At 67.1% G+C, this 19,592-nt stretch carries 7 protein-coding genes, 1 tRNA gene, 1 other RNA gene and 1 pseudogene; 3 read left to right on the forward strand and 7 right to left on the reverse strand.

The window, feature by feature from the left end:
- Nucleotides 1–14 precede the first annotated feature (14 nt).
- Together H4O10_RS11970 and sugE are read right to left on the reverse strand one after the other, a co-directional pair.
- A complete protein-coding gene (locus H4O10_RS11970; protein WP_088470428.1) occupies nucleotides 15–10,919 on the reverse strand; it encodes an autotransporter-associated beta strand repeat-containing protein in 10,905 nt (3,634 codons plus the stop codon).
- Nucleotides 10,920–11,279: 360 nt separating this feature from the next.
- Complete coding sequence (sugE, locus tag H4O10_RS11975) at nucleotides 11,280–11,597, reverse strand: quaternary ammonium compound efflux SMR transporter SugE (protein WP_005408286.1); 318 nt, start codon at nucleotides 11,595–11,597, stop codon at nucleotides 11,280–11,282.
- A 300-nt stretch (nucleotides 11,598–11,897) separates the two neighbouring features.
- Between sugE and ffs the strand changes: the two genes are divergently transcribed.
- Nucleotides 11,898–11,994: signal recognition particle sRNA small type (gene ffs / locus H4O10_RS11980), an RNA gene on the forward strand.
- A 90-nt stretch (nucleotides 11,995–12,084) separates the two neighbouring features.
- On the opposite strand, the pseudogene H4O10_RS11985 reads toward ffs, so the two are convergent.
- From H4O10_RS11985 to H4O10_RS11995, 3 genes and pseudogenes are all read right to left on the reverse strand, one after another.
- Nucleotides 12,085–12,473 (reverse strand): annotated as a pseudogene (locus H4O10_RS11985) (nuclear transport factor 2 family protein).
- Nucleotides 12,470–13,237, reverse strand: coding sequence for an MBL fold metallo-hydrolase (locus tag H4O10_RS11990; RefSeq protein ID WP_049454810.1), 768 nt, complete (start codon nucleotides 13,235–13,237; stop codon nucleotides 12,470–12,472). Before H4O10_RS11990 ends, H4O10_RS11985 begins: the two are co-directional and overlap by 4 nt.
- A complete protein-coding gene (locus tag H4O10_RS11995; protein ID WP_049432367.1) occupies nucleotides 13,237–13,986 on the reverse strand; it encodes a 3-deoxy-D-manno-octulosonic acid kinase in 750 nt (249 codons plus the stop codon). Before H4O10_RS11995 ends, H4O10_RS11990 begins: the two co-directional genes overlap by 1 nt.
- A 20-nt stretch (nucleotides 13,987–14,006) precedes the next feature.
- Between H4O10_RS11995 and H4O10_RS12000 the strand changes: the two genes are divergently transcribed.
- Nucleotides 14,007–15,053: a glycosyltransferase family 9 protein gene (locus H4O10_RS12000; RefSeq protein WP_012479274.1), complete on the forward strand. Its 1,047-nt coding sequence runs from the start codon at nucleotides 14,007–14,009 to the stop codon at nucleotides 15,051–15,053.
- A 78-nt stretch (nucleotides 15,054–15,131) separates the two neighbouring features.
- Here the strand turns inward: H4O10_RS12000 and H4O10_RS12005 are convergent, their stop codons facing one another.
- The gene (locus H4O10_RS12005) at nucleotides 15,132–15,536 is read right to left on the reverse strand and encodes a DUF6165 family protein (protein ID WP_049402794.1); all 405 of its coding nucleotides are present in this window, start codon (nucleotides 15,534–15,536) and stop codon (nucleotides 15,132–15,134) included.
- A 290-nt stretch (nucleotides 15,537–15,826) separates the two neighbouring features.
- On the opposite strand from H4O10_RS12005, the gene H4O10_RS12010 reads away from it, so the two are divergent.
- Nucleotides 15,827–18,841 carry an autotransporter domain-containing protein gene (locus H4O10_RS12010; protein WP_049454808.1) on the forward strand — a complete coding sequence of 1,005 codons (3,015 nt, stop codon included), beginning with the start codon at nucleotides 15,827–15,829 and terminating at the stop codon, nucleotides 18,839–18,841.
- A gap of 635 nt (nucleotides 18,842–19,476) precedes the next feature.
- Here H4O10_RS12010 and H4O10_RS12015 read toward each other — a convergent pair.
- Nucleotides 19,477–19,567, reverse strand: a tRNA-Ser gene (locus H4O10_RS12015).
- Nucleotides 19,568–19,592: the final 25 nt, after the last annotated feature.

Consider the following 19,592-nt stretch of genomic DNA (forward strand, 5'->3'; position numbering starts at 1 on the left):
TCGCCCGACTCTCCTCAGAAGCCCACGCGCAGGTTGATCTGCCCGCCCACGTCGCGGCGGCCATCGCCGTGCTGGCCCTGCACGAACATCGACAGCTGGCTGTTGCGGCCGAGGCCCACCGCCACGCCCACCTGACTGACCAGCGCATTGCGTGCCATCACCGCGCTGTAGACGTCGAAGGCATTGCCCCCCACCGCGAAGCGGTTGCGGCTGGCCACATCGGTATCACCCGATGCATGCTGCCAGCCCAGGCCAACCGTCAGCTGCGCCGGGAAGCGCTCGCCGCTGCCCACATCCCAACGGCCGCGCACGCCCACGGTGCTGACATTGAGCGTGTCCTTGCCGCCTTCCAGCACCAGCGCAGCCGTGCCGCCCTGCTCCACCGCACGATCACTGTCGACCCAGTGCCTGGTGAACTGCACATACGGCTGCAGTTGGGTCCCGCCATGGGTCCAGGTCCAGCTGCCCTCCACCTGCGCGATGGTCACATCCGAGTCCTGGCGGCTGTACAGGGTCTGGCCCAGCAGCGGCACCTCACGCGTGGTACGCGTGCGGTAGTCACCGCGCGATACGCTGCCACCGACCGCAAAACCGTTGTTCCACTGGCCCTGCGCATACAGGCCGAACGTGTTGCCGCGCAGGCGGGCCCGCGAGCTGCGATCGTACAGGCGCGTATCCAGCCGCTCGTTGCCTGCGGCCGCACCCAGCACCACGTGTTCGCCCAGCTGCCAGTCCACGCCCGCCATCAGTGCATTGCGGTTGGAGCGGATGTCGTCGCCGTTGCCGTCACCGTCCTGGCGGAACACCTTGCCGCTGCCGGCCAGCCAGGCCGAGGCACGCTCGCCACGCACGGTCGGCAGTTCGCTGCCGAGACGCTGGCGGATGCCCTCTTCCAGGTAGTTGTCGTACAGCAGCACCGCACGGCTGGCCGCATGTACCTCGCCGGACAACTGGTCGAACGCCGCACGCGCGGTACCCGCGTCATACATCAGCAGCGTGTTGTACAGGCCCAGTGCCGGACCACTCTGCGGCAGGCTGTCCAGCGCTGCAGCGGTGTTGTACTGGTTGCGCGTCTTCGCCGCCGTGGTGAATGCCGCGGTCTGCGCCACGTCGATCTGCAGGTTGGCCGTGTTCGCGGTATAGACCGGGGTGATGGTCAGGAAGGCCGACGGCGAGGTTGCCGAAGCGAACTGCCCGCTGACGCCACCACCCGCGTTGATCACGGTGTACTGCTGGCCCTGCTGGTAGCTGGTGCTCGGCGAGATGGTATTCACCTTGACGATGCTGCCACCCACGTTGGCGCTGCCGCCCACCTGCACCGTGTCGCTGCCGCTGGCACCCAGATCGACGCCCAGCGTGCTGCCCGGCGACAACGTCAGGTTGCCGCCCACCGTGATCGTGCCGGTGCCATTGCCTGCACCACTGCCGTTGCCCGGGCCATTGCCCGGCGACAGCATGCCGCCGCTGGACACCGTCACGCCGCCACCCGTGCCACCGATGGTCCCGGTACCGGAGAGCGTGGTACCGCTGCCGATGGTCCACTGGCCACCGATGTTGCCGGTGACATTCAGGCCACCGCCGGTGACCTGGCCGGTGCCGCTGAAGCCGCCGCTGTTGCCGCCCAGGTTCAGGCCGCCCGGGCCTGCCTGCACGATGCTGCCACCACCGCTGATGGTGCCGCCCAGCGTGGTGGTGCCGCTGGTGTTGATGACCAGGCCACCGTTGTTGGTGATGTTGCCGGTGATCGAGCCGCTGGCGCCGCCATTGCCGACCTGCACGGTGCCGCCGGCATTGATGGTGGTGCCGCCGGTGTAGGTGTTGTTGCCGGTCAGGGTGACCGTTCCGGTGCCGGCCTGGGTCAGGCCACCACTGCCGCTGATGGTGCCTCCGACGGTGGTGTTGCCGCCCACGTTGAACACCAGGCTGCCGTTGTTGCTGACGTTGCCGGCGATCGCGCCGCTGGCGCCGCCATTGCCGACTTGCAACGTGCCGCCGGTGTTGATGGTGGTGCCACCGGTATAGGTGTTGTTGCCGCCCAGGATCAACGTGCCGCTGCCGGCCTGGGTCAGGCCACCGCTGCCGCTGATGGCGCCACCGACCGTGGTATTGCCGGCCACGTTGAACACCAGGTTGCCGTTGTTGGTGACGTTGCCACCGATCGCGCCGGTCGCACCGCCGTTGCCGACCTGCAGCGTGCCGCCTGCATTGATCGTGGTCGGCCCGGTGTAGGTGTTGTTGCCGGTCACGGTCAGAGTGCCGCTGCCGGCCTGGGTCAGGCCGCCGCTGCCGCTGATGGTGCCGCCCAGCGTGGTGTTGCCGGCCACGTTGGACAGCAGCGTGCCGTTGTTGGTGACATCGCCAATGATCGAGCCGGTCGCGCCGCCATTGCCCAGCTGCAGCGTGCCGCCGGCGTTGATGGTGGTACCCCCGGTGTAGGTGTTGGTGCCGGTCAGCACCAGCGACCCACTGCCCGCCTGGGTCAGGCCACCCGTACCGCTGATGGTGCCGCCCAGCTGCGTGTTGCCGGCCACGCTGGAGATCAACGCGCCATTGTTGGTGATGTCTCCAGCGATGGCGCCGGTTACCCCGCCGTTGCCGACCTGCAGCGTACCGCCGGCATTGATCGTGGTGCCACCGGTATAGGTGTTGTTGCCGACCAGGGTCAGCACGCCGCTGCCGGCCTGGGTCAGGCCACCGCTGCCGCTGATGGCGCCACCGACCGTGGTGTTGCCGCCCACGTTGAATACCAGGCTGCCGTTGTTGGCAACGTTGCCGGTGATCGCACCGGTCGCACCGCCATTGCCCACCTGCAGGGTGCCACCGGCATTGACGGTGGTGCCGCCGGTATAGGTGTTGTTGCCGGTCAGCACCAGCACGCCGCTGCCGGCCTGGGTCAGGCCGCCACTACCGCTGATGGTGCCACCGAGCGTGGTGTTGCCGGCCACGTTGGATACCAGCGCACCGTTGTTGGTGATGTCACCGACGATCGCGCCGGTTGCACCGCCGTTGCCGACCTGCAATGTGCCACCGGCATTGATGGTGGTACCGCCGGTGTAGGTGTTGTTGCCGGTCAGCACCAGCGTACCGCTGCCGGCCTGGGTCAGGCTGCCACTGCCGCTGACCACACCGCCCACGGTTGCCGTGGTGCCGAGGTTGTAGACCAGGCTGCCATTGTTGGTGATGTCGCCCAGCACCGAACCGGTGCTGCCACCGTTGCCGATCTGCAGGGTGCTGCCACCGTTGATGGTGGTACCGCCGGTATAGGTGTTGTCGCCGCTCAGGGTCAGCGTACCGGTACCTCCCTGCACCAGGCCGCCGGTGCCACTGAGGACGCCAGCGAACACGGTGCTGGCGTTGTTGCCGCCGGTAGTCAGCGTTGCGCCTCCCAGCGCCACCGTGCTGCCGGCCACGCCGGCCAGGCCACCGATGCTCTGGTTGCCACCGGCACTGATGTCCAGCGTACCGGTGCCGGCCAGGTTCACCGTGCTGGCACCGGACAGGCTGCCGCCGGCTGCTACCGCCAGCGTGCCGCTGTTGATGGTGGTGGTGCCGGTATAGCTGCTGGCACCGCCCAGGGTGACCGTCGCCGCGCCATCCTTCAGCAAGCCACCGGCACCGCTGATCGGTCCGTTCAAGGTCAGCGCGTTGCTGCCGGCCAGAGTCAGCGTGCCGCTGGCCAGCTGCACGGTGTTGGCCAGCGTCAGCGCACTGGTGCCATCCAGGCTGACGTTGCCGCCTACGGTCAGCGCGCCGATGCCCAGCGAACCGCCGTTGCCCAGCAGCAGGCCACCGGCATTGAGGGTCACGCCGCCCGTGAAGACGTTTACGCCCGTCAAGCCCTGGATGCCAGCACCGTTCTTTACCAGGCCACCGGCTCCTCCGATGGTGCCGGCGAACGTGGTATTGCCCACGCCATTGAGGGTCAGCGTGTTGCCGCCCAGCGCCACTGTCGAACCCGCCACGCCTGCCAGCGAACCGATCGCCTGCGCACCACCTGCGCTGATGTCAAAGGCGGTACCGGCATTGGCCAGGTTCACCGCACCAGTCGCCGCGAGGCTGCCGCCGGCACCGATCGCCAGCGTGCCGGCGTTGATGGTGGTGCCACCGGTGAAGGTGTTGGTGCCGGTCAACGTCTGGGTGCCCGCACCTTCCTTGATCAGGCCACCGGAGCCGGCCACCGAACCACTGAAGGTGCCATTGACAGGGCCTCCGATCGTCAGCGTGTTGGCGCCCAGATTCACTGTACCGCTGCCGATCAGGGTACCGAACTGCTGCGTGCCGCTGCCTGCTGACAGATCGAAGGTCGCCCCCGTGGCCAGGTTGACGGTGCCTGTGGAGGCCAGGCTGGCGCCAGCACCCAGTGCCAGAGTGCCGGCGTTGATGAAAGTACCGCCGGTATAGGTGTTGGCACCATTCAAGGTCAGCGTCGCGGCTCCCTCCTTGGTCAGTGAGCCGGTACCACTGAGGATGCCGTTGAGGGTGAGGTTGTTGCTGCCGAGGACGGTCAACGCGTTGTTGAGGGTGAAGTCGTTGGCGAGGGTGACCGCCGTGTTCGAATCGAGCGTCGCAGCGCCTCCGACCGTCACCGCACCGGTGCCCAACGCAGCATTGTTGCCGACCACCAGGCCACCGGCGTTGAGCGTGACGCCACCGCTGAAGGTGCTGGCACCGTTGAGCGTCTGCACGCCTGCGCCGTTCTTGACCAGGCCGCCGTTGCCACTGATCGCACCGCTGAAGGTGCTGTCCACGGTGCCGCCCAGGGTCAGCGTGCTGCCGCCCAGCGCCACCGTACTGCCGGCGACGCCGGCCAGCGAACCGATGGCCTGGTTGCCCGCCGAAATGTCGAACGTGCCGGCACCGGCCAGGTTCACTGCGCCGGCCGCGGCGAGGCTGCCACCAGCGCCGATCGCCAGCGTGCCGCTGTTGATGGTGGTGCCACCGGTGTAGGTGTTGGCGCCGCTCAGGGTCACCGTGGCCGCACCGTCCTTGATCAGCCCGCCCGTGCCGGAGATCACGCCGCCCAGGGTCAGCGCCTGGCTGCCAAGCAGATCGAGGCTGGCGCCGCCGGCAAGCCCGATGTTGTTGGCCAGGCTGACGCCGGTCGATGCATCCAGCGTCGCGTTGCTTCCGACCGTCAGCGCACCGCTGCCGAGCGCAGCGTTGTTGCCGACCACCAATGCGCCGCCATTGAGCGCGACGCCACCGCTGAACAGGTTGGCGCCGCCCAGCGTGAGGCTGCCGGCGCCGTTCTTGACCAAGCCGCCGGTGCCGGAGATCGCGCCATCGAAGATGCTGTTGCCAACGCCGCCCAGGGTCAGCGTCTGCGCCCCCAGGCTCACCGTCGAGCCCGCCACGCCGTTCAACGCCCCGATGGTCTGGTTGGCGCCAGCGGCGGAGATATCGAAGCCTGTGCCTGCCGCAGTGAGCGTCACCGCACCGGTCGCGGCCAGACTGCCGCCGGGGCCGATCGCCAGGGTACCGGCGTTGATGAACGTGCCGCCGGTGTAGGTGTTGGCACCGGTCAGCGTCTCGATGCCGGCACCGACCTTGGTCAGGCCACCGGTGCCTGCGATCGAGCCGCTGAAGGTGCCATCGGTGGCACCGCCGACCTCGATCGAGTTGGCGCCGAGATTCACCGTACCGTTGCCAACCAGCGTGCCGAACTGCTGCGTGCCGCTGCCGGCCGACAGGTCCAGCGTGGCGCCGGTGGCAAGATTGACGGTACCGCTCGCGGCCAGGCTGGCACCGGCGCCCAGCGCCAGCGTGCCCGCATTGATGGTGGTACCGCCGGTATAGGTGTTGGCGCCATTCAAGGTCAGCGTCGCGCTGCCATTCTTGGTCAGGCTGCCGGCCCCGGAAAGGACGCCGTTGAGTGTGAGTGCCTGGGTCCCGAGCACGGTCAGCCCGGCATTGAGCGCAATGTTGTTGGCCAGCGTTGCCAGGCCGGTGGTATCCAGCGTGGCAGCACCACCGACGGTCAATGCGCCCGTGCCCAGCGCTGCGTCATTGCCGAGCACCAGTCCGCCTGCATTGAGCGTCACGCCACCACCGAAGGTATTGGCGCCGGACAAGGTCTGTACGCCCGCGCCCACCTTGACCAGGCCACCACCGCCGCTGATCACGCCATCGAACGCGGCGTTGCCGGCCGTACCGAAGGTGAGCGAATTGCCGCCCAGCGTCAGCGTGCTTCCCCCCGCTCCGTTGAGTGCACCGATGGTCTGGTTGCTGCCGGCGCCGGAGATATCGAAGCCAGCGCCTGCGCCCAGCGTGACATCACCGACTGCGGCGAGACTGCCACCCGTACCCAACGCGAGCGTGCCGGCGTTGATGGTGGTACCGCCGGTGTAGGTGTTGGCACCGGACAGCGTCAGCGTGGTGCCGCCATTCTTGATCAGGCTGCCATTGCCGCCGACCACGCCGGACAGCGTCAGCGCATTGCTGCCGGGCAGCGTGAGTGCGACGCCCGAGCCCAGCGTGACCGCATTGCCGAGTGTCAGTGCAGTGCCCGCATCCAGCGTGGTGCTGGCATTGACCGCCAGCGCACCGGTACCGAGCGCACCATTCGCGCCGACCACCAGGCCACCACCGTTCAAGGTCAGGCCGCCACCGAAGGTATTGGTGTTGTTGAGGGTCAGCAGGCCCGCACCATTCTTGACCAGGCTGCCGTTGCCGCTCAGCACGCCTCCGAATGCAACGTCACTGGTTCCGCCCAGGGCGAGCTGGGTGCCGGCACCGAAGTTCACCGCGTTGGCCAGATTCAATGCCACCGTGCTGTCCAGCGTGGTGGTGCCGCCAATACCCAGTGCACCGGTACCAAGCGCACCTGCATCGCCCAGCACCAACCCGCCCGCGTTGAGCGCAAGGCCACCACTGAACGTGTTTGCACCGGACAGCGTCTGCACGCCCGTGCCGGTCTTGACCAAGCCACCGGTACCACCGATCACACCGGCAAAGCTGCCATTGCTGGCACCGCCAAAGGTCAGCGACTGCGCGCCCAGCGCCAGCTGGCTGCCCGCCACGCCATTCAACGCGCCGATAGTCTGTGCCGCACCGGCGGCGGAGATGTCCAGTGTCGCGCCCGCAACGGCGAGATTCACCGTACCGGCTGCGGCGAGACTGCCGCCTGCGCCCAGCGCCAGCGTGCCGGCGTTGATGGTGGTGCCGCCGTTGTAGGTATTGGCGCCCGACAACGTCAACCGCGCCGTGCCGTCCTTGATCAGCCCACCGGCACCGAATACCGGACCGGCCAGCGTCAGGTCATTGCTGCCCAGCACGGAAAGGTTGGCACCGGCAGCGAGACCGATGTTGTTGCCCAGCGCCAGCGCCGTTGTGGCCTCCAGCGAAGCGTTGCCGCCCACGTCCAGCTGGCCGGTACCCAGCGCCTGCGCATTGCCCAGCTGCAGCAGACCCGCGTTGAGGCCGACGCCCCCGCTGAACGTATTGGCGCCGTTCAACGCCAGCGTCGCCGTACCGTTCTTGACCAGGCTGCCAGTACCACTGATGAGACCGCCCAGCGACACGTTCTGGCTACCCAGCAGATCCAGCGCCGCGCCGGCGCCGAGGTTGAGGTTGTTGGCGAGGTTCAGCGCTAGCGAACTGTCCAGCGTGGCATTGGCGCCCACCGACAGCGCACCGGTACCCAGTGCGCCGGCATTGCCCAGCAGCACGCCGCCGCCGTTGACGGTGAGCCCACCACCGAAGCTGTTGGCGCCGTTGAGGGTCAAGGTGGTGGCACCATTCTTCACCAGCCTGCCGGCACCGGACACCACGCCACCCAGCGTGATCGCCTGCGAGCCCGGCAGCGACAGCGCGGCACCCGCGCCCAGGGACACATTGTTGAGCAGGTTCAGCGGGACGCCGCCATCGAGCGAGACGCTGCCGCCAATGCCCAGCGTCCCGGTGCCGAGTGCGCCACTGTTGCCCAGCAGCAGACTGCCGGCGTTTGCGCTCAGTCCACCACTGAAGGTGTTGGTGCCGTTCAAGGTCAACGTCGACGCACCGTTCTTGACCAGGCTGCCGGTGCCGGTGATGTTGCCGGCCAGGGTCAGGTTCTGGCTGCCCGGCAGGGTCAATGCCGCGCCAAGGTTGATCGCATTGCCCAGGTTGAGTGCTGCAGTGGTGTCCAGCGAACCGTTGCCACTGACCGTCAGCGCACCGCTTCCCAGCGCGCCGGCGTTGCCCAGCACCAGGCCGCCGGCCGCAAGATTCGACCCACCACTGAAGGTGTTGGCGCCGGTCAGCGTCTGCACGCCACTGCCCTGCTTGACCAGGCCACCGGTGCCGCCGATCACGCCGGCGAAGGTCTGGTTGGTGGCATCACCGAAGGTGAGCGTGCTGCTGCCCAACGTCACCGTGCTGCCGGCGATGCCGGACAGTGCACCGATGGTCTGGTTGCCACCCAGCGAGATGTCCAGGTCAGCGCCCATGCCGGCCAGGCTGACCGCACCGCCGGCAGCCAGGCTGCCGCCGCTGCCCACCGCGACCTTGCCGGCATTGATCGCCAGGCCGCCGGTGAAGGTGTTCGCACCACCCAGCGTCAGCGTGGCAGCGCCGTTCTTGACCAGGCTGCCGGTCCCGCCAATGCCCCCCCCCAGCGTCAGCGCGTTCGAGCCCAGCACATTGAGCGAACCGCCGGCGCCCAGTGTGATGCCATTGCCCACGGTGAGCCCGGTGCTGGCGTCGAGCGATACCGCGCCGCCGACGTTCAATGCGCCGGCTCCCAGTGCACCGCCATTGCCCAGCACCAGACTGCCGGCGTTGAGCGCCAGACCGCCGCCGAACGTATTGACGCCGTTGAGCGTCAGGGTTGCCGCGCCATTCTTGATCAGGCCGCCAGCGCCACCGATCACGCCGTTGAAGGTGAGCGCCTGGTTGCCCAGCAGATTCAGGCTGGCCCCGGCACCGAGGTTGACGGCATTGGTCAACGCCAACCCGGTCGTGCCATCCAGCGTGGCATTGCCGCCGACGGACAGCGTGCCGCTGCCCAACGCTGCCACGTTGCCCAGCAACAAGCCGCCGGCGTTGAGCGCAACACCGCCGCTGAGGTTGTTTACGCCGGACAGGGTCTGCACACCGATGCCCTGCTTGATCAGGCCACCCGTGCCGGCGCCGAACGTGCCGCTGTAACTGGTGTCGCCCAGCCCGCCCAAGGTCAGAGTGTGGCTGCCCAGATTGACCGTGCCGCCGAGGCCGGCCAACGAGCCGATGGTCTGGTTGGCCGCTGCCGTCAGGTCCAGCGTGGTGCCAACGCCCAGCGTCATCGCACCCGTGGGTGACAGGCTGCCGCCCGCGCCGAGCGCCAACGCGCCTCCGGCCAGGTTGAAACTGCCGGTCAGCGCATTGGCACCGTTCAAGGTGAGAGTGCCGGCGCCGTTCTTGGTCAGGTCGCCGGCACCGGAGATCGAACCGTTCAATGACAACGCATTGCTGCCCAGCAGGTTCAGCGAGCCCCCGCCATTGATCACCAGATTGTTGCCCAGGGTGAAGCCCGACGTCGTATCCAGTGAAGCGCTGCCACCCACGGTCAGGTTGCCGCTGCCCAGCGCGCCCGCATTGCCCAGCAGCAGGCCGCCGGCGTTGAGGTTGACGCCGCCGGAGAACAGGTTTGCGCCGCCGAGCGTGACGATGCCGGTGTTGTTGACCGTCAGCCCGCCAGTACCGGACAGCACGCCACCCAGGCTGAACGCATTGGTCCCGCCGAGGGAAAGGTTGCCGCCAAGGTTGAAGGCGTTGGTCAGGTTCAGACCGGCCGTGGAGGCGGCAATGGCACCGCCGTTGGCGGTGAACAGCCCTGTGCCGAAGGAACCGGCATTATTGAAATTGACCAGACCATCGTTGAGCGTTGTCGTGCCCGCACCCGCCCACGCACCCTGCAGGTTCCAGGTACCGCTGTTGACGGTGAGCCTCTGGAAGTTGATGTACTGGTTCCAGCCCAGCGTGGTTACCGCTCCGCCGGTACCGCTGCCCGGGCCGGTGGCGCTGTTCTGCAGCACCAGGCTGTTGTTGGACGCCGAGCCACCGTCGACGATGCCGGCCGCGGCCAGATTCACCGCAAGCGCGCCGACCTGCCCGGCCACGCCGATACCGGCGGTATTGACGCTGGAACCAGACACGGCGGTGAAGGTGTTGCCGGCGACCGAACTGCCCAGGTTCACACTGCCGTTGATGGTTCCCGCGTTGAGGAAGGTATTGCCGGCCCCCGCCGTGGCCGAACCCTGGAACCCTATGCGGCCGGTAATGGTGCCGGTGTTGTTGAGAGTGGTCTGCGCACCACCGTAGCTTACGATCGATGCCGCATCGGCCGTGGTCAACAGGCCTGCACCAAAGATCGACATGTCCACATTACCGGCATTGACGATGTTGCTGACACCGCCGGAAGCGTTCTGCACCACCAGCGCCTGTCCGCCGAAACCGAGGATGGAGCCGATGTTGACCAGGCCTTTGATCGCCCCGCCTGCCTGATTGTTGACGCTGATGGTGTTTCCACCGACGGTATTGTTGCCCAGCACCATGCCCGACGCTGCCAGGCTCAGGCCACCGTTGATGGTGGGATCGACCGTGCCCTGGTTGTTCACGGTTATGCCGTTACCACTCAAATTCACTGCACTTCCGCCAACGATAGGCGGCACGCTGAGCGCGGCGCCGGTCTGGATATTCAGCGTCACGCCGTTGATGCTGTTGGTCAGCGAATTGGTATTGGAGCCGGTGGCGCAGGTCACCGTCGTACCTGCGGTAGTGCAGGCCGCAAACGCCGACCCGCTGGCCAGTGTTGCGGCCAAAGCCACCGCCAGCTGGTGCGCCCGCAATCGCGGCACCCGCCCTGCGCTGACCGCGCTTCCGCCGGGATTCCGGGCGACCTCCGAAGCAACCTGCATTACCCCAAGGGCACGATTGAAAACCAGACGGTAAATGCGGTTCATCGGTAAATCTCCATGAAAAGACCGGATGGCACAGCTGGCAGGTTTTTTTGGAGACAATGCGGCCCACCCCGGTTCCCGATACGGAAACAAGGTTTGAAGGCATTAACTCCTGAAAATCTTCACATCTTCACGCCGTCGCACCCGGTGACAGGTACGACAGCGTGTCCGTCAAGGCGAAAACTCCCCGGTTTCGCCCGACGAATGGCGGCACTGTGCGACCGTCGGTGCCAGCGGCATGTGAATCACGCTCGCCATTTTCATGACGTACGTCAAATAAAATGGGCGGACAAAATGGTTTTGCCGAAAATGCATATATCTACTGGAAGCGGAGATTCCTTTCCCCGCCATAAGTAAATACATTCAGCTGCTCGAGAGTTTCATCAGCACCAGGCCGGAAACGATCAGCACCGCCGCGCCGATCCGCATCGGGCTGACCTGCTCGCCCAGGAACACGATGCCGACCACGAATGCGCCGACCGCGCCGATGCCGGTCCAGATCGTGTAGGCGGTGCCCAGCGGCAGGCTGCGCATGGCCACGGCCAGCAGCCAGAAGCTGGCGATCATGCCAACGATCGTGACCACGGTGGGGGTGAGCTTGGTGAAGCCTTCGGACTGCTTCATGGACACGGCCCAGACGATTTCCAGCAGGCCGGCGAACAACAGATAGATCCAGGCCATGACGGCCCTCCTCTTGGTAGGGCCAGGCCGTCCTGGTCTTTGATTCCCGATGTGGGGGAGGCCGTTCCTCCTGGCCGGCATTCTAGCAACGGCGGGTGGCCCGGGCCGCCATGGGCGGGAACGGGTTACAGCGGATTCAGCGCGTGAAGCTGGCGTCGATGCACCTGCCTGCGCTAGACTACGCGTCTGCCATCGGCCAGCCGATGCGCAGTCCGGCTGTGGTCTCTGGCGCATCGCGCGCTGCTTCCCCTGGTCCGTGAACTGGCTGCCCTCCGGGCGGCCGACGTCTCTATGGTGGCCCCGTCGGCCCCTCGCGACGCTAGGTCGAAAACCCCGCCAGGGCCGGAAGGCAGCAACGGTATCGATCGACGCGGGCGCCGAGGTCAGCCGGCGGGGCCATCGCCTTTTCTGCACTGGGGTCAGATCCCTTTGCATGGCAAAGGGATCTGACCCCGGCTTCACATGCTTCGCCCGGCATGGCCCAGCGCTACCGTGCCTGCGGCGTTCCCTGGTGGAATACCACCCGCCCCCCTGCGCGTGCCGGCGCCACAGCGAGCTGCGCAGTACCCAGCCCTGCGGCTGGCCATCGAGGTGATAGCGGCTGCGATAACGCACCTGCGCCAGGTCCTGCGTCAGCAGCGAGACCGCGTACTGCTCCGATTCGATCTGCACCTGCACCCGCTCCAGCGGAATCTCCGCCAACGCCGCTTCACGGCCGTAACAGCGGCCGGAACTGCCGATCTCGCTGAAATCCTCATCCAGCAGCGCCGCAAGACGCGCACGGACACCCCGCACCTGCGGGGTGTGCAGTGCGCGTTCCAGATGTTCCAGTTCGGCGGCCAGCGCTGCATCCGCAGGCTGGGCCACGTCCGTCACGGCGGGTCCTGCGCCAGCACGTGCGGCGCGGTCGGGCTGGCCAGCGGCACGCACTGCCCCGGCTGTGCGACACGGTGCCCGCGCGCGGCCAGCGCCGCACCATCGGCCACGCTGGCGTAGTGGTACAGCATCATCCGGGCCTGCAGTTCCGCGCTGTACTCACGTTCCAAGTCGTCCACGCCGGTATGCGACGGATTACCGTGCAGGCCGCAGTCGTGGGCGATCAGTTCGTTGTCATTGGCGAAGCGGGCCAGCATCTCCGGAATCGGCCGGGTATCACCACTCCAGGTCAGCGCGCCCTGCAGGCGCAGGCCGTACGCCGTTTCCGGCCAGTGGTGGCGTACCGGGAATACTTCCAGGCGCACGCCCTCGTGCCAGAACGCCTCGCCCACCACGATCAACTGGAACGCATCCCAGAAGTTGGCACCGCCCTCGGCCAGCACGTTCGGGTAGTCACCGATGCGCTTGTGCAGCAGCGGCACCACGGTGGCAGGCACATACAGGCGCACCTTGCCGCGGCGCTGCGTGCTGAAGAAGGTATCGACGAACAGCCGCTCGAAACCGGCCACGTGATCCAGGTGTACATGGGTGACGAACAGTGCCTGCGGCATGTGCCCGTAGTGCGCCTTGAACGCGGTCAGGCCTTCGCCGCCGCAGTCGATCGTCAGCCATGGCCGCCCGTCCCGCTCGATCACCGACATCGGCGACCCCAGCTCGACCGCCGACGCGTTGCCGACGCCGAGGAAACGCAACGACCAGCCCATCAGGTGCCCCGGTTCCAGGCCATGTCATAGGCGCGCCTCAGCCGCGCGTAGTCCTTCTGCACGTCCTCCACGCTGCGCTCGCCGCGCAGCTTGATCAGCGAGCGCAGCAGGCGCTTGAGGTTGCGTTCGCGCCAGGCGGTGGCCGGAATGCGGATCACCCCGCGGTCGAAGTCGATCAGCCAGCCATGGCCGTTGCCATCGAACAGGATGTTGTGCGCGTTGAGGTCGGCATGGTCCAGGCCGGCACGGTGGAAGCGGGCGATCAGCCGCCCGGTCTCTTCCCAGGGCGCGCCCCGTCCGGCGACCAGCGCACGGTCGGCCAGCGAGCGCACGCCCTCGATCCGCTCCATCAGGATTGCCGCCCGGTAGCGCAGGCCTTCGCGCATGTAGTACGCGGCGATCGGCCGGGGCACCGGCAGCTTCTTCTCGCGCAGGGCGCGCATCAGGCGGAATTCGGCAAAGCTCCGGGTCCGGTCCGACCCGCGCCAGAGGTACTGGTCATCGCTGATCTTCGCTGCCAGGCCGCCGCGCAGGTAGTGGCGCAGCACGCTGGCGCCGAACGGCGCATCGATGAACCAGGCGCTGCCGCGGCCGCCCTCGCCGACCGGCCGGGCCTTGCTGCCCCAGTGCTGGGGCGAGAACAGGCCAACCTCGGCTTGCCGCAGCCGCTCGCGGTCGAACAGAATGGCCCCGATGCCGCGACCCTCGCGGCATGGCGTCAGCGCTTCATTGGCGTCGAATGCGACCATTTCATTGAGTCTAACAACACATGGCATCAGCGTCCTCCTCCTTGTGCCTCCTGCGCCTGTCCGCACTCGGCGATGTCACCCACGTGGTGCCCCTGGTGCGCACCCTGCAGGCTGCGCGTCCGGACACGCCGATCCACTGGATCATCGACAAGGTCGGCCACAAACTGCTCGATGGCCTGCCCGGCGTCACCTTCCACGCCTACGACAAGAAGAGCGGCATGGCAGGGGTCAAGGAGCTGCGCAAACAGCTGCCACCGGGGCGTTTTGAAGCGCTGCTGCAGATGCAGGTGGCGTTCCGCGCCAACCTGCTGTCGGCGTTCATTCCCGCCGAGCGACGCATCGGCTACGACCGCAGCCGTTCCAAGGACCTGCACGGGCTCTTCATCAACGAGCGCATTCCCGACCGCCCCGGCGTCCATGTGCTGGATGCCATCGGCAGCTTCTGCGAGCCGCTGGGCCTGCGCCAGACCGAGGTCAGCTGGGACCTGGCCGTGCCCCAGTCCGCATATGACTGGGCCGCCGCGCAATGGCAGGACGATGGGCGCCCGGTGCTGATGATCTCGCCCTGTTCCAGCCACGTGCGCCGCAACTGGTATGCAGACCGCTATGCAGCCGTGGCCAACCACGCCGCGCAGCGTGGTTGGCAGGTGGTGCTGTGCGGTGGCCGCAGCGAACTGGAGCGCAGCATGGCCGATGCCATCCAGGCACAACTGCTCACGCCGGCGCTGGACCTGGTCGGGAAGGACACCTTGAAGCAGCTGCCTGCCCTGCTTGCCCGTGCCAACCTGGTGATGACTCCGGACTCGGGCCCGATGCACATCGCCAACGCGATGGGCGCCAAGGTGCTGGGCCTGCATGCGGCCAGCAACCCGAACCGCAGCGGACCGTACTCGGACCGCCGCTACTGCGTGGACCGCTACGACGACGCCGCACGCAAGTACCTGGCCAAGCAGGCTGCCGATCTGAAATGGGGCACCAAGATCGAGTTCGACGATGTGATGGAACTGATCACTGTCGAAGACGGCATTGCGGCTTTCGAGCGTTACGTGGCCGATCATCTGGGGTGATTGGCCGGCCGAACGTTGGCCTGCGCCCAGCGGTTTCATCCACGCGTGGCGTGGACCTCCCTCTTTTGGCCGCCGGGATTACGCGCGCGGCGCGTAATCCTGGTAGGACTTTTCTTCCACGTACGCCGAGCCCAGCGCCAGGTTGATCGCCTTCTTGATGCGCGCACGCTCGTCGTTGCGCAGGTAGACGCTGCGCGCCAGGTCGACGAAGCCCTGGTCGAACGCCTGCGCCTTTTCCTTCAGGCGGATGTCGTCCTCGATGTCCCACAGCTGCTCGTTGACCGCCTTCAGCTCGGCACGCAGCTTGGCGATGTCCTTCACCGCCGCCGGGTGCGCCATCCAGGTCTGCTCCAGCGCCGACAGCTCCCTGCGCACGTTGGCCAGCTTGCCCTCGTCGCTGATGCGCTCGGACTTGATCTGCAGGATCGAGATCTTGTCCAGCAGCTCGCCGAAGGACACGGGGACAAGGATTTCAGCGCTCATGGGGGAAGGCTCCAGCAGGTGATGCATACATGGTAACCCGCGCGGCGCAAGCGCTGCGCCCCGGCGCCTGCAGGGTCAGCCGAGCGCGATGACTGGGGGAGATCTCCCCGCAGCTGCGTTAGCGGTCTGGAGAGGCGGCCTGTCGCCTCCTCGCCCGGCCAGTCCAACGGCCGAGCGCGCGCGACCCGCCCTGCCCACGCTGCAACGTGTTGAAAACACGCCGCATCAGCGTGTTCATGCAGCGAAAAAGGGGCGGCATCCGCACTTCACTCCTTTCCGTGGAACTCCGCATGCATCGATATCCCGCCCTCCCCACCCGTCGCGCCACCGTCCTCGGCAGTGCCCTTGTTGCAGCACTTCTCGGCATCGCTGCCTCACCGCAGGCCCATGCCAGTGCCTTCCACGTGAATGGAGACACGCTCTACTACACCGGCAACGTGCTGGCGACCGATCCGCAGACGCTGGAGGCCTACATCCTGGCCGCGCAGGCCCGGGGTACGCCGCTCCGCCAGGTGGTGTTCCGCAACTCGCCGGGCGGGGCCGCCTCCGGTGGCGTGGGCATGGGTGCCGTCATCCGCCAGCACGGGCTGGATACCGTACTGGACGGCGGCTGCTACTCGGCCTGCGCCGACGCCTTCGTTGCCGGCGTGAAGCGCAAGGTCACGCAGTTCGGCCTGCTGCCGGCGCACGGCAACTACACGGAGACGGTGCTGGGCATCCATGGCGAATCCGGCCCGAACGGTCCTACCCCCTACCCGGGGCAGGACAAGTACATCAAGTACTACCGGGACATGTTCGGCCCGACCGACTTCGCGGTCATCGAAGCGCGCATCGTCCAGGCGCACTATGAACTGACCCAGCAGTCGGGCTTCCTGCGCTACTTCGACCCGAACGTGGCGGCCGTGGCCACGCGCTTCTGCCCGACCCGCGACCAGAGCGCGGCAGGCAACTGCACCGCGTATCCCGGTGTGACCTTCTACAGTGATCGCGTCGTCACCGAAGCCGGTTACGTCCAGACCGGCGACGTGCTTTCCGTCGACAAGGACGTGAGCGGAGACCTCAATCCGAACCTGGCCGTGCGCGGGCGCTACACCAATGCGCTGGCCAACCTGCGCTACTTCCAGCAGTCGGCCCCGGACATCCGGCTGGACGACGCCTTCGGTGTGATCCGTATCGGCAAGGGCGGGGTCTGGTCGCTGGATACCGCTTCCGCCGCCCAGTATGTGGTCGCCGATGGCGGCACCCTGCGCCTGCAGCAGAATGGCTGGATCCACCACGCCGAAGCCATCGGCGCCCGCAATGGCGGGCGCATCGAACTGCAGCAGGGCGCACTGCGCAGCCTGACCGTGATCGAACGCGGCGGCGTGCTGACCGGGCACGGTTCATTGAATGCCACGATCGACATCAACGAGGGCGGAACGCTCGCGCCGTCCGGCATCGTCATGCGCCCCTACTCGCTGGAAGCACTCGCACCGGGTGGCGACGACGTGTTCACCAGCGAGCGCTTCCGGATCGGCAAGGGTCGCTACATCAACCTCAATGACGGTGCGAACCTGGCCTTCCAGGTCGACAGCCAGCGCACTGCACCGGCACTGACGCTGGAAGAAGCCCGCTACTTCCTGGTCGATGAGGACCGGCAGGCGGGGGACTACAACCTGTTCGGCAACATCAACCGCGCCGTGCTGAGCATTGCCCCCGCCGCCAGGCTGACGCTGGACGTCAAGCAGGCGTTCTTCCCGGCCGGGCAGCAGAACCACCTGGTGGGAACCCAGGTGGATGCCAGCGCCCTGCAGCTGCCCATCGCCCCCTGCAGCGCGTCGAACGGTGAGTACGCTGGCCTGTGGTGCCGCACCGCTACGCCCGATACCCTGACCCGCGCAGCACCGGTGTCGGACTTCATCGAAGGGCGCTTCCAGTACGTCGAGCGCAGTGGCGAGGCCGGCAGCGCGGTGGACCTCACCGCTCCCGGCGCCGTATTCCGCCCTCGCCACAATTCACTGCTCAGCTTCACCGTCAACCAGACCGGCAGCGGCCTGTGGCTGACCGCCAATCCCTCCTTCGACGACACACGCCTGTTCGGCAACGCCGCATCCGGCGACGGTCTGGGCATCGCATTGCAACAGGCCGCTGCGCAGCGCACCTCCTCGATGAGCGGACTGCTGGGTGCCCTGCAGTTCGCTGACCGCGATGACATCGCGCGCCAGGCGGGAGCATTGCGCGGCGACGCGCATGCCAGCCTGCGCCTGGCCGATACCGCACTGGTCGGCAGCATCGGCAACGTCGTGCAGCAGCACCAGGCAGCATCGCGCAGCGGTGGCGATGCGGACGGCCTGGCAGCACAGGCCGCGCAGACCGCCTCGGCGCAATCGGCAACGACCGGCAGTCGCCTGTTCAACCAGCTGGCGATGCACCTGGTCGCACCGGCAGATGCAGGCAGTGATGCGGGCGACGCCGGACACAACCGCAGCTTCTGGGCGCGCGGGTTCGGCAGCCATGGCCGTATCGAGGGTGGTGCGGGCGTCGCCGGCCTGAACCACACCATCGGCGGCATCGCGCTTGGTGCCGATACCCGTCTGGCAGACGACCGCGTGACACTGGGCGTGAGCCTTGCCGCGGCCGACATGTCGACCCGGTCCAGCGAAGGTGCAGGATTCAGCGGCGATGTCCGCGCGCTGGATATCGGCGGCTACGTGGACGCGCTCTATTCACGTGGCTACCTGTCCGCCGCCGTCCGCTACACCGATCTTCGCCACGACACCCGTCGCAGCATCGAGGGGATCGAGGGCCTGCAGGCACCGCTGCGCGCGAAGTACAGCAACGACGCGATCTCTGCGCGCGTGGAGCATGCGTTCTCGTTCACCACCGGCAACGGCGTGGTGATACAGCCGCTGCTGCCGGTGATCGACTACATGCGCACCTCGGCCACGCACTTCAACGAAGGCCAGGACGCAGCCGCACTCATCGGCCGCAGTGGCAGCCTGGAGAGCATCCGCGCAGGCGCCGGCCTGCAGTTGTTCAAGACCTTCGACGGCAACAACGGCGAGCGCATCACCCCGCGGGCCCGCGTGGTCTGGCAGAAGGAGCTGGGCGATACCCAGGCCCGCTACAGCAACGGCTTCACCGCCGCCCCGGACCTGCTGTTCAGTGCCAGCAGCCAGCCCGTCGGTGAGCAGGTCCTGGCCTGGAACCTGGGCGTGACCAGCCGTGCCAGCAAGCGCCTGTCGGTGATGGTTGATTACGTGGGCGAGCGGCGCGACGGCCAGACCCAGAACGGCATCCAGCTGGGGCTGGGCTACAGGTTCTGAGCACACGCCATTCGCACAGGGCATCGGTCCCCGCCCTGTGCGAATGACCTTGCCTTCCACGCCGTGCGTGGATGCACCCAGCGGGCAACGAGCGGCGCAACGTGTGGGGCGACGCGCGAAACGCGCGTCGTGTCCCGCGCCAGATAAAAGAAAAGGGCTGCCTTTCGGCAGCCCTCTTCTATTCCCGCAGAGACAAGGAAATCATCAATGCCGCATCCACGCCCGGAACCATCTGGAGAAGCAAGCCCCTCTGTTGAGGGGCTGCCCCGACAGGGGCGGGGAGAGGCAGGCAAAGGGAGGGGCCCACGCGTTGCCACGCAACGTGTGGGGCGACGCGCGAAACGCGCGTCGTGTCCCGCGCCAGATAAAAGAAAAGGGCTGCCTTTCGGCAGCCCTTTTCTTTTATCTGGCGGAGAGGGGGGGATTGTCGGGTGCATCCATGCACCCGACCCTTCCGCGCTACGCGCTCCAGGGCCAGCCTACGGCTGTCCGGTTCTGCTCCTGCAGAACCGTCGAACCCCGTCGGGAGTTCTCATCCCCCCGCATCAAAGGTGTCGATCACTACAACAACCGCCTGCATCTCCCGAACGTTGGCCAAGAAAAAAGCCGCCCAGTGGGCGGCTTTCTTCTTTATCTGGCGGAGAGGGGGGGATTCGAACCCCCGAGGCGCTATAAACGCCTGCCTGATTTCGAGTCAGGTACATTCAACCACTCTGCCACCTCTCCGGGTGGTCCCCGGCGGACCGGGGAC

This window comes from Stenotrophomonas sp. I18B00994, assembly GCF_014145825.1.
GTDB lineage: Bacteria > Pseudomonadota > Gammaproteobacteria > Xanthomonadales > Xanthomonadaceae > Stenotrophomonas > Stenotrophomonas maltophilia.

Bases quoted from the DNA above. Each gene is read 5' to 3' on its own strand.
- H4O10_RS11970 (WP_088470428.1), bottom strand. From the start codon at position 10,919: ATGAACCGCATTTACCGTCTGGTTTTCAATCGTGCCCTTGGGGTAATG.
- sugE (WP_005408286.1), bottom strand. From the start codon at position 11,597: ATGGCCTGGATCTATCTGTTGTTCGCCGGCCTGCTGGAAATCGTCTGG.
- H4O10_RS11990 (WP_049454810.1), bottom strand. From the start codon at position 13,237: ATGGGCTGGTCGTTGCGTTTCCTCGGCGTCGGCAACGCGTCGGCGGTC.
- H4O10_RS11995 (WP_049432367.1), bottom strand. From the start codon at position 13,986: ATGGTCGCATTCGACGCCAATGAAGCGCTGACGCCATGCCGCGAGGGT.
- H4O10_RS12000 (WP_012479274.1), top strand. From the start codon at position 14,007: ATGGCATCAGCGTCCTCCTCCTTGTGCCTCCTGCGCCTGTCCGCACTC.
- H4O10_RS12005 (WP_049402794.1), bottom strand. From the start codon at position 15,536: ATGAGCGCTGAAATCCTTGTCCCCGTGTCCTTCGGCGAGCTGCTGGAC.
- H4O10_RS12010 (WP_049454808.1), top strand. From the start codon at position 15,827: ATGCATCGATATCCCGCCCTCCCCACCCGTCGCGCCACCGTCCTCGGC.